The 13,987-nt window shown below is 53.4% G+C and carries 10 protein-coding genes; 4 read left to right on the top strand and 6 right to left on the bottom strand.

Annotated features, from left to right (window positions below; translation table 11 throughout):
- The first annotated feature begins 84 nt into the window (after positions 1 to 84).
- Positions 85 to 1,944, top strand: coding sequence for a DUF4214 domain-containing protein (locus UNDYM_RS19580; RefSeq protein WP_162042546.1), 1,860 nt, complete (start codon positions 85 to 87; stop codon positions 1,942 to 1,944).
- A gap of 342 nt (positions 1,945 to 2,286) precedes the next feature.
- On the opposite strand, the gene UNDYM_RS31135 is transcribed toward UNDYM_RS19580, so the two are convergent.
- From UNDYM_RS31135 to UNDYM_RS19555, 6 genes are all read right to left on the bottom strand, one after another.
- Positions 2,287 to 3,129 carry an OmpP1/FadL family transporter gene (locus UNDYM_RS31135; protein WP_255456493.1) on the bottom strand — a complete coding sequence of 281 codons (843 nt, stop codon included), beginning with the start codon at positions 3,127 to 3,129 and terminating at the stop codon, positions 2,287 to 2,289.
- Complete coding sequence (locus tag UNDYM_RS31130) at positions 3,105 to 3,698, bottom strand: OmpP1/FadL family transporter (protein WP_255456492.1); 594 nt, start codon at positions 3,696 to 3,698, stop codon at positions 3,105 to 3,107. Before UNDYM_RS31130 ends, UNDYM_RS31135 begins: the two co-directional genes overlap by 25 nt.
- A 118-nt stretch (positions 3,699 to 3,816) precedes the next feature.
- Entirely contained in the window at positions 3,817 to 4,635 is an 819-nt protein-coding gene (locus tag UNDYM_RS19570; RefSeq protein ID WP_162042545.1) for an oxidoreductase, read from the bottom strand.
- 41 nt (positions 4,636 to 4,676) lie between these two features.
- Positions 4,677 to 7,745, bottom strand: a complete 3,069-nt coding sequence (locus UNDYM_RS19565; protein ID WP_162042544.1) for an efflux RND transporter permease subunit — start codon at positions 7,743 to 7,745, stop codon at positions 4,677 to 4,679.
- Positions 7,742 to 8,860 carry an efflux RND transporter periplasmic adaptor subunit gene (locus UNDYM_RS19560; protein ID WP_162042543.1) on the bottom strand — a complete coding sequence of 373 codons (1,119 nt, stop codon included), beginning with the start codon at positions 8,858 to 8,860 and terminating at the stop codon, positions 7,742 to 7,744. Before UNDYM_RS19560 ends, UNDYM_RS19565 begins: the two co-directional genes overlap by 4 nt.
- Before the next feature lie 84 nt (positions 8,861 to 8,944).
- Positions 8,945 to 9,583: a TetR/AcrR family transcriptional regulator gene (locus tag UNDYM_RS19555; protein ID WP_162042542.1), complete on the bottom strand. Its 639-nt coding sequence runs from the start codon at positions 9,581 to 9,583 to the stop codon at positions 8,945 to 8,947.
- Positions 9,584 to 9,684: 101 nt separating this feature from the next.
- Here UNDYM_RS19555 and UNDYM_RS19550 point away from each other — a divergent pair, with 101 nt between their 5' ends.
- From UNDYM_RS19550 to UNDYM_RS31125, 3 genes are all read left to right on the top strand, one after another.
- On the top strand, positions 9,685 to 11,145 hold the full coding sequence (locus UNDYM_RS19550) for an efflux transporter outer membrane subunit (RefSeq protein ID WP_162042541.1): 1,461 nt from the start codon (positions 9,685 to 9,687) through the stop codon (positions 11,143 to 11,145).
- 710 nt (positions 11,146 to 11,855) lie between these two features.
- Positions 11,856 to 13,361 (top strand): DUF4214 domain-containing protein, encoded by a 1,506-nt coding sequence (locus UNDYM_RS19545; RefSeq protein WP_162042540.1) that lies wholly within the window; start codon positions 11,856 to 11,858, stop codon positions 13,359 to 13,361.
- Positions 13,362 to 13,841: 480 nt separating this feature from the next.
- Positions 13,842 to 13,973, top strand: coding sequence for a hypothetical protein (locus tag UNDYM_RS31125; protein ID WP_255456491.1), 132 nt, complete (start codon positions 13,842 to 13,844; stop codon positions 13,971 to 13,973).
- Positions 13,974 to 13,987: the final 14 nt, after the last annotated feature.

Raw genomic sequence — 13,987 nt, 5'->3', positions numbered from 1 at the left:
AGGGTTGAGACTGGTGCCGATATGGAATTTACCATCTGATCCAGGCCATCACCAAAATTTTTACTCTATTTGAAAGCGTCTTTCATGGCATACATTATTGGGAACGAATCGCATACTGATGAAAGAACTTATGGCTATGATTCCAGCGAACCCAATACAACTTTTAAAGTAAAACTAAGCAAGAAGTCATTTGGTAAATTGTCTTCATCGGACTTGGTTGACTGGTATGTCCTGGAGCTCGATGGCCCAGCTGACTATATACTGAACTTGTCTACCGATAGCGTTAACAGTTTGGGACGCACCTGGGCTAAGTCCAATAGCGGAGTAAAAATAGAAATCACGGACCGTAACGGTAATCCTGTCTCCGGTGCTTCGTCTGCCGTTAATACCGAGATTTTTGAAACTAGCATCAATTTTCACTATACCGGTCAGGCCAACTATACAGATTACTTTGTCAAGGTAACAAATCAAGGTAATCCAGAAGCTGACTACATGTTGTTTCTCAACAAGTTTGGTAAGACAACCGACATCATGGGACCGACTCTGCAATCGATAGAGATTCCAGATACGCTGGATTTGTCAAAAAATGATGGGCAGCTAAAAATTACTACCTATGCCAAGGATGACATATCAGGAATCCGTAGCTTTGCTATTGTCCTTGATGCCCCCATCACCTACGATTTAAAAAACAATGGTGGCACCAGTAATACCCTGACTTTAACCGGTGCAAACGATTCGTGGAAGGATGGCGCTTCGACGCAAACTTTTTCGATAGACCGCACCAGTAAAAATGGTACCTACAATGTAGTACGTGTCGATATTACGGACTATGACGGGAACGTAACGAGCTATAACTCTTTGCTTCTTCAAGCACTATTTCGGGTAAACACGAAAATCAAAGTATATGGCGCAATTGATGATGTCCCACCCACTGTTGTCTCGTTCTCTCCAACGCAGTTGGGTAAGCCCATGCCCATCAGGGATGAACTTGTCGTCACCTTTAATGAAGCTATCGTTTTAGGCTACGGCATCATCACGATAAAGGATGAAACAGGAAAAGTTGTCGCCAGTTTCGACGCAATCAACAATCGTAATATGAGCATAATGGATCAGAACAAGCTCGTCATTCCTTACATGGTCACGCTCGCTTATGATGCAAAATATACGCTTAGCATTCCCAAGGGGGCAATTTGGGATCTGAATGCTAATTTCTATGCTGGATCAAGCGATTTTACTTTTTGGACAATACCGAATCCGTCTGCCGTAGGCAAGAACGTCAACGGCACTGAAGGAAATGACTATCTGACAGGTAGTAGTTTAAATGATGTTTTTCTTGCTGGTTCGGGTAATGACACCATCGTTGCCGGTGGTGGAGACGACATTATTACAGGGGGTAATGGCCTTGATACACTGGTCTACACTGGAAAAATGGCTAACTATACGATTTCTGGAAACGCTACCTCTTTTGTCGTGAAAGATAATATCGGAAAAGATGGTACCGACACAGCAGGGCAAGTAGAACGACTACAGTTTGCAGATGTGACAGTTGCCTTCGATGTGAACGGGGTCGCAGGCCAGGCTTACCGCATTTATCAAGCTGCATTTGGCCGCAAACCTGATCTGGCTGGCTTGGGATACTGGATCAAGGATATGGACAAGGGTTCCAGCCTGACAACGGTAGCTGCAGGTTTTTTCCAGTCAGCAGAATTTAAGCAACTATATGGCAGTAGTCCCAGCATAAGCACTTTAATCAATAATTTCTACCAGAATGTGCTGCACCGCGCACCTGACCAGGCCGGTTTTGATTACTGGTCCAACCAGCTCAACAAGGGCATGATTTCCCCCGCAGGCGCGCTCGCCAGTTTTTGCGAGAGCGCAGAAAACCAGGCGCAGGTCATAGGGCAGATACAAAACGGTGTGGTCTATACCGAATGGCTGGGATGATTATTGAATAAGACTTACGCAAAGCCATCCCAACTGTGTTGCAGCTCCTAGTCGTACTAAAGGCCTGTCTTCGTCGCTCCGCCTTGCTGGGACAACTTTGTGTAAGTCCTTTTGAGGTGATCTGCTTTCGTCGATTTACCTTGTTTTGACAATTTTGCGTAAGTTCTGGTAGTGTCGCCGGGCAATCTATCAAATTCAATATCGCGTACTTTTACTGTTGCGGTATTGGTCAAGATGGAAAAATACCATATAAGTCTCAGCAATGATTTCAAGAACTTACGCGCCGGGACTGCCCACGCAAGTTCTCATCAAGCAGGCTGAAATCAGGCACCTTCGGTCGACTCAGAACTTGTAGTTGTAAGCCACGCTGATCATATTCAGGCGGGTTTGCCAGGTACCCTTGGTAAGTTCCCCATTGCCAGTGCATCCACCGATCAAAGGCGAACAAGAATTCTTGTAGCTGCCGTCTGCATCCTGAAAGTGCAAATAGGAATACGCCAAATCGACGGACGAGTTGCCGTTCAATTTCCAGTTCGTACCAAGCGACAACTGCAAGCGGTCCGCATCTGGCAGAGCCGGGTGGCGCAGGGTGGTGCCTGCAACTGGCGACTGATCGTACGCTAAACCACCACGCAGAGTGAACTTTTCATCAAGCTTGTAGCTCGCTCCTGCCGAGAAGCGCCAGGTATTTTTCCAGTTCTGGAGGATCACTTCGTCGCCCTGCACGGTTCCGGGAAACTGGATATTCAGGTTTTTCAAACGCGAGGTGCGTGTCCAGGTGGCATCCCCCATCACGGCCCACTTGGTATCGATCTGCCGGAAACCGCTGATGGAGAAGCTCTCTGGAGCGTGGATATCCAGCAGCACAGCGGAGTTGTTTTTGGCCGAATTGGCGGCAATGATCTTGTTGACTAGCGGATCAGTGGTGACGTTAAAGTCCCACACAGCACTGCCCTTGAGCTTGTGTGAGATTGCAGAACGGTAAGACAGGCCCAGGCGCGTGTCCGGGTCCAACTGGAACAGATAGCCCAGATTCCAGCCATATCCCCAGTCTTCGCCATTCATAGAACCGTGACCATCCTTGACGCTTGCGAGGGCTGCCGGGTTGCCGCCAGATGCAACAATGGCACGCAGCAATGCCGTTGCCGCTGGCGTGCCAGTCAGGGCGGCGATCGAACCTGGCACGTCCACCCCTGGCCCAGATTGGCTTTCATGAACTGTGCGTTGAGCCCGAAGCCGAAAGAATGCTGTTCATTCAGCTTGAAGCCGACAGTCGGATTAAGGTTGACCGATTCCAGCTTCACATTGGTCAGCGCGTAGCGGCCAGACCAGTTGTTGTCGTAGTCCAGCTTGGTACCATAAGGTACAAACAGGCCAAAGCCAGCGGCCCACTGGTCGTTGATCTTCTTGCTGACATACAAGGATGGTGCCGCCACCATGCCCGGCGTATAGCTATCCTGGGCAGTCAGTCCGCCAGAACTGGTGCCGGTGAAACGCCTGGAGCCAGTATCTGAGAAGCTCGAATTCGGTACGACGGCGGTCACGCCTACTGCGATCTGGGTGCCATCCAGGTAGGTCAGGCCAGCCGGATTGGTGAAGATAGTGGAGGCGTCAGCCGCTTCGGCACTGTTGGCTTCAGCAGTACTTTGCGCCGACACGCTCTGGGAGCCGAAACGATAGCCGGACGCATGCGAGGATAGGGATACAGCGCCCAAGGCGGCAGCGATGGTCAGGGTAAGGAATTTTGGGTTCAAGATATGGTCTCAGTAATTATTAATTGTTTAGGTAATTCAGACAATACAGTTTTTGAAGTCGGCGGCAAGAATGCCGCGTTCCTCTCGATCACGGTTGTAGTGCCGTTGACACAGTTTCTCAGCAAGATTTCCCGTCGAGCCCAAACGTCTTCCGCAGACCTTTCTCAACGGGGCCAGCGGGCATGAAGCGGCGCAACCTAGCCAGAAGAGACGCTTCACCTTTGGGTGTATGGCGCATCTTCCATAGGCCCAACGCTGCGTCGACAATCGTGGCAGCAACTCCATCGGGCGTAGGTGCTTTTTGGACGTTGTTTTGGATCGCCTGGGAAACGATGCCAAGTTCATTGCTGTAATCTGGGATTCTTGAGGCGGTCTGGGGCGCGTTGAGATCCAGGTTGGTTTTTGTAAAGGATGGTTCGACAAGTGCCACGCGAATGCCAAATTGACGTACCTCGTGATCCAGGGTTTCGGACAGTCCTTCAACGGCATGCTTGGAGGCAGAATAGAGCGCCATGTATGGCGCAGGTAAAAAGCCGAGTACCGAGCTGACGTTGACGATGCGGCCAGAGCGTTGCTCGCGCATGTGCGGCAGCACAGCCTTGATCGTGCGCAAGAGGCCGAAGAGATTGGTATCAAACAAGGTCTGCGCTTCGGCAATCGAGGTTTCTTCCGTCGCGCCAAGCAAAGTCACACCAGCACTGTTGACCAGCACGTCGATGCGTTTGGCCTGATCTATGATGGTCTGGATTCCGAGCTCAATCGACGCTTCGTCCCGGATATCCATCTCTATGAGTGCAACGCCTGGTATTGTTTGCGCTTTTGCCGGGTTGCGCACGGTACCAAATACCCGGCAACCAAGCCTGGCAAATTTCTCCGCAGAGGCGCGCCCAATACCTGACGACACGCCGGTAACAACGACAACTTTAGAATTCGACATAGCTGTTCCTTTTGTATAAGTGAATGAGGATGGGCAGAAAATCAGTTTTCTGATTGGCTTGGCCTGATCTTGAACCAGATGGAATACATTGCCGGCAAGAACACCAGGGTCAGAATTGTTCCAGCGAATGTGCCACCAATCAGCGTGTAGGCAAGCGTCCCCCAGAACACAGAATGGGTCAGTGGAATGAAGGCCAGAATGGCCGCCAATGCTGTCAGTACCACAGGTCGGGCGCGCTGCACGGTGGCTTCGACAACTGCGCGGAAAGGGTCCAGTCCGGCCTCTTCGTTTTCACGAATCTGCCCGATCAATATCAGTGTGTTGCGCATCAGGATGCCTGACAGCGCAATCAGGCCAACCAGTGCATTGATGCCAAATGGCTGCTGGAACAGAAGCAGCGTCGGCACCACGCCGATCAGCCCCAGTGGACTGGTCAGGAATACCATGACCATCCCCGAGATCGAGCGGACCTGCAAAATGATGATGAGTAACGTGAGCGCAATCATGATCGGGAACAGTGGTAGCATCGCCGTAGAAGCCTTGCCGGATTCTTCTATCGAGCCAGCCTGTTCAATCCGGTAGCCCGATGGAAGCCCGTCGATAATCGGCTGCAACTGCTTCATGATGGCGTTGGAAACATCCGGCGGTTGCAGACCTTCGGCGATGTCGCCGCGAATCGTGATGGTCGGTGTACGGTCACGACGCCGCAGAATGGGGTCTTCCATACGCACGTTGACGGCACCTACCTGAGACAGCGGGATACGTTGCCCTGCCGAGCCGACCAGCGTAAAGCCTGCGATCTTCGCAGGGTCGAGACGGATATTGCCAGCTGCGCGGCCGACGACCTGCACTGAACGGATATCCTCGCGCACCTCAGTAAGCGGTGCCCCATTCAGCAGGAACTGCAACTGCAAGGCAACTGAAGCAGAGGTAAGACCAACACCCTGGAGCCGGTCCTGGTCGAGCGTGAAGTGCAAGGCAGGTACACGCGGGCCCCAATCCGTGTTGACGGTGCGTAGCATTGGACTGGCGTGCATGACGCTCTCGACTTGCGCGGAGATCGTGCGTAGCTTGTCCGGGTCCGGCCCCATGACGCGGTAGGCCACGGGGAATGGCGAAGGAGGGCCGAACACAATTTGGGTAACGCGCACCCGCGCCTCGGGGGCTAACCCGTCAGCCGCCGCCTGACGCAATCTGAACTTGAGGGCTTCGCGTTCCTTGTCGTCACCCGTGAGCACCACGATCTTGGCAAACGACGGATCGGGCAATTCAGGTGCCATCGCCAGGAAGAAGCGTGGAGCGCCCTGGCCGATGTAGGATGTCACGATCCTGGCCTCTTTCTGCTTCGCAAGCCAGGCTTCAACCTTTGCCGCCGCAGCACTGGTTTGCACTATGGAGGTGCCATACGGCATCTGCACTTCAACCAGCACTTCTGGCCGGTCCGAGGTTGGGAAGAACTGCTTATTGACCAGCCCCATGCCAGCGATGGCTAGCGCAAAGGTCCCGACGACCGCTCCTGCCACCAGCCATTTACGGGCGATGACGCGTCCCAGCACTTGCCGGAATCGGTTGTAGTGGCGGGTGTTGTAGATGGCTTCGTGCCCACCTTCGACCTTCTTGATGTCTGGCAGCATCTTTACCCCCAGATAGGGGGTAAATACGACGGCTACCACCCAGGACGCGATCAGGGCAATGCCGACGATCCAGAACATATTGCTGGTGTATTCGCCTGCCGTGGAACGCGCGAAGCCATTGGGCATGAAACCGATTGCGGTAACCAGCGTGCCGGAAAGCATGGGGGCCGCTGTGTGGCTCCAGGCGTAGGCAGACGCCGCAACGCGGCTATACCCTTCTTCCATCTTCACTACCATCATTTCGATGGCGATGATGGCATCGTCCACCAGCAGGCCCAGCGCCAAAATCAGCGAGCCAAGCGTGATGCGGTCGAAGTTCTTGCCGGTGGCTGCCATGATGACGAACACGGCTGCCAGGGTCAGTGGTACAGCTGCTGCGACCACGATGCCAACGCGCCACCCCATACTGACGAAGCAGACCACCAGCACGACGAGCAAGGCAACAAAAAACTTGACCATGAACTCGTCCACTGCCGAGCTGATGTTGACAGCCTGGTCGGTCACCTTGGTCAGGGACATCCCCAGGGGCAGGCTGGTATTGATTTTGGTGATTTCCGCCTCAAGCGCCTTGCCGAGATCAAGCCCGTTCCAGTCGTCGCGCATCACGATGCCCAGCAGCAGTGCCGGTTCACCATTATTGCGCACCTGGAAGGTGGCCGGGTCTTCATAGCCGCGTTCTACGGTGGCCACATCCGATAACTTCAGCGTGCGCCCCTGCGCGGCAACCGGAGTCTGCCGAATCTTGTCCAGATTGTCGAACGCGCCATCAACACGAAGGAAGACCTGTGGCCCCTTGGTCTCGATGGAACCGGAGGGGGTCAGCACGTTTTGGCTGTTGAGCGCGGCGAAGATGTCCTGTGGCGCGACGCCTAGCGTGGCCAGGCGGTCGTGAGAGAAAGAGACGAAAATGCGTTCAGGTTGCTCGCCTATGATGTTGACTTTTTTCACGCCCGCGACGTGCAGCAGTTGCTGGCGCAGCGCTTCCGCATCGCGCACCAGCAAGCGTTGCTGTTCGCCCTTCGCTTTCAGGGCAAGCAACGCAAACGTGACGTCGGCATATTCGTCATTGATAATCGGCCCGATGACGCCGGCAGGCAGCTTTTTGGCCTCGTCCCCAAGCTTCTTGCGGGCCTGATAGAACTCTTCACGAACTTCCGAAGGCGGCGTCTTGTCAAGCAGGGAAACCATGGTGAACGCCAGACCAGGACGTGTATAGGTTTCCGTGCGTTCATACCACCGCAACTCTTGCATGCGCTTTTCCAGTGGCTCAGCGACCTGATCCTGCATCTCCCTGGCTGTGGCTCCCGGCCACGCGGTGACGACGGTCATCTGCTTGATCGTAAACGGCGGGTCTTCGGCACGCCCGAGCTTGAAGAATGCGAGAATGCCTGCAACCGAGATCAAGAAAATCAGGAACAGCGTGATGGATCGCTCGCGCACGGCGAGCGCCGACAGGTTGAAACGAGCTTCGCTCATGGCGTCACTCCCGGCGTTGTGGCAGTGGCCTGACTGGCCACCCGCACTTGCTGACCTTCGCGCAGCAAATGCGTGCCGAGTGCGACTATCCGGTCACCTTGTTTGAGTTGTCCGGTGATTCCGCTGACATAGCCGCCATCGTCATCCAGACGCTGGACCTTGACGGCACGCCAGGCAACCTTTGCCGGCTCACCCTCGACCACCCAGACTCCTGGCCCCTTACCTGCATCAAACAGGGAGGTAATAGGTACCCGCAAGGTGTCCTGTGCAGCGGTAAGCCCACCCGTAATCTGAATGGTGACGGTGGCGCCCAATGGGGCATTTGACAGCTCACCATCGAGCACATACCGCGCTTCAAAGGTGCGGGTTAGCCGGTCTGCCGTATCTGAGAGTTGTCTGAGTTTGGCCGGAACAGTAAGGCTCTCTTTACCAAAGAGCGCGGCCTGGCCAACTGAACCGATGGCAGGGCGCAAGGTTTCAGGCAACTGTATAACAGCTTCGCGATGTCCGGCACGCGCTACACGTACCACGACCTGACCAGCGCTGACGACCTGGCCAGGTTCAACCAGCGTTTCCATGACGACGCCATCAGCATCTGCCACTAACTCTGCATAGTGGCTGGCATTACGCGCAACTTCTGCCTGAGCTTCGGTCGCGTTAAGCTGGGCTTTCGCGGCATCTGCCGCAGCCTTGATCTGGTCGTAGGCTGATGTTGATATCGCACCGGTTCCGCGCAGGTCACGGTAACGGGCCTCATCTTCGGCTGTTTGCTGCGCCCGCGCCCTTGCGGCGGCCACAGTCTCTTGCTGTGCATGGGCTGCCAACTTCAGATCAACAGGATCGATGCGCATGAGCACCTGCCCGCGCTTGACAGTTTGCCCAGTATCTACAAGGCGCTCCAGCACTTTGCCAGAAACCCGGAAACCAAGATCGCTTTGTACCCGGGCGGCTACCGTACCGGTGAAAGTACGTGATGCCGCGGCCGAGCTCTGAACAGTAGCTGCACGTACCAACGGCGCTTCGGTACGAGGGTCGGATTGAGGTTTTTCACTACAAGCAACCAGCGTAAACGGCAATGCAGAGATGACAACAGAAAAAAAGAGACGACGGAACATAGGAATCCCATATAGAACAGAATATGATTCCCATTTTGGGACTAGTGACCAATATTGTCAACAGTCACATCATATTTTTTGTATTTATGGTGAAAGACTGCGCAACACCAGACTGGACAGATGAGCTGGCGCGTCATCAGTAGAATCCAGGCTGTGCTGCAAGATCAGTGGGTTGAGATAAGGACGAATCACCAGGTAAATTGCCGCCGCCGCCTCATCGAGCGGGGTCTTGCGCTCAAACTCATCCATCTCGCGCCCCTGACGCAGAATGTCTTCCAGCATGACCTTTATCCGCTCCTCATAGGTGCGTACGGATTCCCAACGTTCGGTAGCAGCAGAGGCCGCAATGTCATATAGCCTGCGGTCTTCAAAAAACAGGCGAAGGCTGGACTCGACGATAGTCTTGAACATGCGGCGTAATTTTTCTGGCGGGTGCTTGACCCCGTCAACGGCAGTTCTGACATCCGCTTCAATCTCACGCAGGCAATTTGCGCAAATCAGTTCGCCAATGGCCTGTTTGGACTCGAAGAACTTATATATATAGGCTTTGGAAAAACCGATGGCCTTGGCGAGGTCGGAGACAGTAGTCTTTTCGTAACCATACAGGCGAAAGTGCCCGGTAGCCGCGATGATGATCTGATCCCGCACTTCGTGATCGACCGGCCCCCGGGCTGAGCTCGGATGCGCGGTCACTGTGGTAGTTGTGGTGATTGTTTTGCTCATATCCGATAGCTTACCTCTTAAATTTGATTTGTACAACTTGTGACCAATGTGTGATATAGTCACTAAATGCTTCGCCCCTTTTCATTTCACGGAAGATGCCCATGTCGATCAAACGCTCTCTCTTGATGTTCATCGCCACCAGTCTTACAGCGGGTTGCGCTGTCGGACCGGATTACCTTCGACCTGCCCCCGCTATGCCAGACCGCTACCTGGGGCAAACTGCGATTGAGCAGCGGCATGCCAAAGCCTCCGCCGACTTCATCGCCTGGTGGGAGGGATTTGGCGATCCGCAACTGACCCGCTTTGTAACACTGGCGCTGGCGCAAAATCTGGATCTTGCCCAGGCGTCGGCTCGTGTCGCTCAGGCACAAGCAGGGCTTGGCGCCGCAAATGCTGCGTTGCTGCCTTCCGGCACCATCAATTCCCAGGGCGCACGCGCCTACCAGTCGGTTGAAACACCGCTGGGACAAGTCTTGAATTCAAAACCCAATTTCGACCGCCACGGCAACGCTTACGAGGCTAACCTCGGTGTAGGCTGGGAATTGGATGTATTCGGCGGTGTGCGTCGCGGTCGGGAGGCGGCAGTTGCTGAATATCAGGCTTCTGAAGCGGGTGCCACGGCGACACGACTGGCGGTGGCAGCACAGGTAGCTGACATCTATATCAGTATTCGCGGACTACAGGCCCGTCTGGACATCGCTCGCAAACAAGTGCAAACGCAACAAGACCTGCTCGCCACCGTCAATCTGCTATATGGCAAGGGACTGACGGCTGAACTTCAAGTACGACAAGCCGAAGCTGCGCTGGCCCAAGTGCGGGCATCGGTGCCTATCCTCGAAACAGGGTTGGATACCGCCATGAATGCGCTGGATGTCATCTTAGGCAAACCACCCGGTACTTACCGGGTGGAACTCGTTAATACTGGCGCTATTCCGGTTGTTCCGCAAATTGCATCGAGCGGTTCGCCGGGTGATTTACTCAGGCGTCGGCCCGATCTGATCGTGGCAGAGCGTCGCCTGGCTGCGTCGAACGCTCGTATCGGCATGGCGATTGCCGAGTACTATCCCAAGCTTTCCTTTAGTGGACTGATAGGCAGCGCGACATCGGTGTCTGGCGGCAACCTGTTCACCAGTGGCGCGAGCCAGGCTGCTGGCGTGCTGGGTCTTCGCTGGCGTCTGTTCGACTTTGGCCGCATCAACGCACAGATTGATCTGGCCAAGGGGCAAGAAGCCGAAGCGCTAGCGGCTTATCGGCTCGCCGTGCTACGCGCTACCGAAGACGTAGAAAATGCATTTTCGGCCCTGGTCAAGCGTGAGGATCAGGCTGACATACTTACTCAAGGCGTCGGCTCGCTTAGTCGGGCGAGAGGTGCCTCGTTTGCAGCATACCAAAAAGGCGTCGTCAGCCTGATCGAAGTCCTGCAAGCCGACGAAAACTTGCTACGCGCCACCGATATGCAAGCGCAAGCGCGAACCGAATCGGCCCGTGCTGCGGTCGCCGCATTCAAGGCACTGGGTGGCGGTTGGCAACCCGGTCAATCTGATGCGGTAGCAACGAGATAGCTCGACTGCACATCAACAGCTGTGAAGAAGTGTTGGCATGCTATCTTAGATTTGCTACTCGTCTGGTAAAACAATTTTAAGGACTGTTGCGAAATTAACCTGGCCTTGGCGGCACCGGACCATCTTAATCTCGCAACAGCTACTCAATGGTCAAGCCCCATTCATGCCGGGCATATGGCCCTGAATAACAAGAATATTGCTGACGCCATCCTTGATCGCCCGATTCACAGTTATCATGCGTTGCAACTTGAAGGTGGATCGTTCAGAGAAAATCGAAGAAACTCCTCAATTAACGCTCCAAATTATCAATTCTGACTTTAATGAATCTTAAAGCGGCGGCGGCCAAAGGAAATAAATGGTTTTCATAGCAAAACGCAGACTTTCATTGCAAGACAATGTGCCGCCGCGGACTATAAGCCCATAGCCTATTTCGACAGGGGCATGAAACACCAGCCCAGGACATCATTTTTTCGTCCTCACAATTTTTGCATGAGTCAGTTTTTCTTGGACGCAACCTGGTACAGCTTAGTTGCAACTGAGGTACAACTCAGTTACAAATTAACTACAATTTAAACGTGACTTAAATGCAATAGTGATGCTTGCATCAGACATGAAATACGCGAGCGCAGGCAGGTCACTGATTTCAAGATGCGTTTGCACTTCTGATTGAATCCACCCTTTAATTGAAGCCTTTAATGAAGGTCAGCAAAATGGCTAATGCAGATAATCTTGATACCCTCGGTGTACGTCATGCATCCGGTCTCAAATCCGGTTTGAATGTCATCCAGGCAGCCGTTGATACCACGCCGCCTGTTCTCAATTCACTGATCATTCCGGCCAGCATCAACCTGACGAATGGCAATGCGCCGTTATTCATCAGGGCCGGTGCGACCGATGTCGGTTCGGGTGTTGCCAGCGTCATGATAGAGCTCGATAATTTCATTGCCTATGATGTCAAGATACATGGCGGCACCCTGAGTGCCTTTGTGATTGATGGCCAGGATGATAGCTGGTCAGACGGGCTATCCAGCCAGACCTATACCATCGCCAGTAACAACAAACCTGGTGACTATCATGTACTGCGCGTGCAGGTGATAGACAATGCGGGCAATAGCACTACCTATGAAGCAGCACAACTCAAGGCCATGGGCGTCAACACCACCATCAGCGTGCTGGCGACGGCAGACACGGCGCCACCGACCGTGCTCTCATTTACCCCGGCAGCTACAGGCAATGTAGTGCAGGTCAATGGTGACCTGGTATTCACATTCAGCGAGGTGATACAGGCGGGCACCGGCAAGATTGTTCTCAAGGATGGTGCAGGCAATATTGCTGCCAGCATTGATGCTGCTGGCCCCGGTATCAGCATTGCAGGCAATACCCTGAGCATACATCCCGGAACGACGCTGGCGTTTGACAGCAACTACACCATCAGCCTGCCTGCTGGCAGTATCAAGGACCTGGCCGGCAATAGCTATGCGGGTTCCAGTGCCTCCGGTGCGTATGCCTTCTGGACTGCATCCAACCCGGCCCAGGTCGGTCTGACCATCAATGGCACAGATGGTAATGATGTGCTGACGGGCAGCAATCTCAACGACAATATCTCGGCTGGTGCGGGGAATGACCGCATCATCGCCAGCCCCGGCAATGACAGCATCTTTGGCGACAGCGGTCTTGATACCCTGGTCTTGTCCGGCAAAATGGCCAACTACACGGTGTCTGGCACGCCTGCGTACTTCATCCTCAAAGATAATGTTGGTACGGATGGTACCGATTCAGTCGGCCTGGTAGAGCGCCTGCAATTCACCGATGTGACACTGGCCTTTGATCTCAACGGTGTAGCTGGCCAGGCTTATCGCCTGTACCAGGCCGCATTTGGCCACAAGCCTGATCAGGCAGGCCTGGGATACTGGATACAGGCCATGGATAAAGGCGCCAGCCTCAATGCTGTCGCGGCAGCCTTTGTGCAGTCAGCAGAGTTCCAGCAACTGTATGGCACCAATCCCAGCACCACGACCCTGATCAACAACTTCTATCAAAACGTCCTGCACCGCGCACCAGACCAGGCAGGTTTTGATTACTGGTCCAACCAGATCAACCAGGGTCTGGTGACGCCTGCTGCCGCACTCGCGAGCTTTTGTGAAAGCGCAGAAAACCAGGCTCAGGTCTTGGGGCAGATACAGCAGGGCATTGTATATACGATGTGGGTGGGTTGATATGATGAAAGTAGATGAAATTAGATGAAATCAGTTGAAATGTGGGGCGGCCTGAATTGCGTCGCCCTCATTTCAACTTTTGCTGACGGAATACTTGTGGAATACTTGCTCCTCGTTTTATCTGACTTCACCAATACAAAGCTGTAAGAAAAATTGCCGGACTTTTGTTCAGCCACTGCGCTGATAGTCCGTGCTTTGCATCCTGCATGCAAGCATTTCTTTTCCTTATCCCCCTCTTCATCAGTGTTATTGCCGCCTCCGTTGCAGGCATCACAAAAATTTCCGCTCACGTTCAAATTAATTTCAACGTACTTGAAAATTGATGAGTGAAAACTATTTCAGTACACCTTCAGTTCACCTTGAATGTAAAATTTGAAATAGAATATTACATTCACTTACATCTGTTCCTGCGCAAAGCAAAAGCAATAAAACCTGGGCTAAATATGCCTTTTCCAATTATTAGCTCTGAAAGACAGTGGCATGGCTGCCATCGCCAGATCCAGTTTGGATGGCAACATCAACTTTAGCTACAGCGGCTCAGACAGCCATGGCGATTATTCTGTCAAGGTGAGCAATCTGGGTTTCAGCGATGCAGATTATGCGCTGATTTAAGTACACGTTTTATT

It is taken from the genome of Undibacterium sp. YM2 (genome assembly GCF_009937975.1).
GTDB lineage: Bacteria > Pseudomonadota > Gammaproteobacteria > Burkholderiales > Burkholderiaceae_D > Undibacterium.
This window is presented reverse-complemented; position numbering and strand designations above follow the sequence as displayed.

What these genes read in the sequence shown, in the direction of transcription:
- UNDYM_RS19580 (WP_162042546.1), top strand. Translation starts at nt 85, where the DNA reads ATGGCATACATTATTGGGAACGAATCGCATACTGATGAAAGAACTTAT.
- UNDYM_RS19570 (WP_162042545.1), bottom strand. Translation starts at nt 4,635, where the DNA reads ATGTCGAATTCTAAAGTTGTCGTTGTTACCGGCGTGTCGTCAGGTATT.
- UNDYM_RS19565 (WP_162042544.1), bottom strand. Translation starts at nt 7,745, where the DNA reads ATGAGCGAAGCTCGTTTCAACCTGTCGGCGCTCGCCGTGCGCGAGCGA.
- UNDYM_RS19560 (WP_162042543.1), bottom strand. Translation starts at nt 8,860, where the DNA reads ATGTTCCGTCGTCTCTTTTTTTCTGTTGTCATCTCTGCATTGCCGTTT.
- UNDYM_RS19555 (WP_162042542.1), bottom strand. Translation starts at nt 9,583, where the DNA reads ATGAGCAAAACAATCACCACAACTACCACAGTGACCGCGCATCCGAGC.
- UNDYM_RS19550 (WP_162042541.1), top strand. Translation starts at nt 9,685, where the DNA reads ATGTCGATCAAACGCTCTCTCTTGATGTTCATCGCCACCAGTCTTACA.
- UNDYM_RS19545 (WP_162042540.1), top strand. Translation starts at nt 11,856, where the DNA reads ATGGCTAATGCAGATAATCTTGATACCCTCGGTGTACGTCATGCATCC.
- UNDYM_RS31125 (WP_255456491.1), top strand. Translation starts at nt 13,842, where the DNA reads ATGGCTGCCATCGCCAGATCCAGTTTGGATGGCAACATCAACTTTAGC.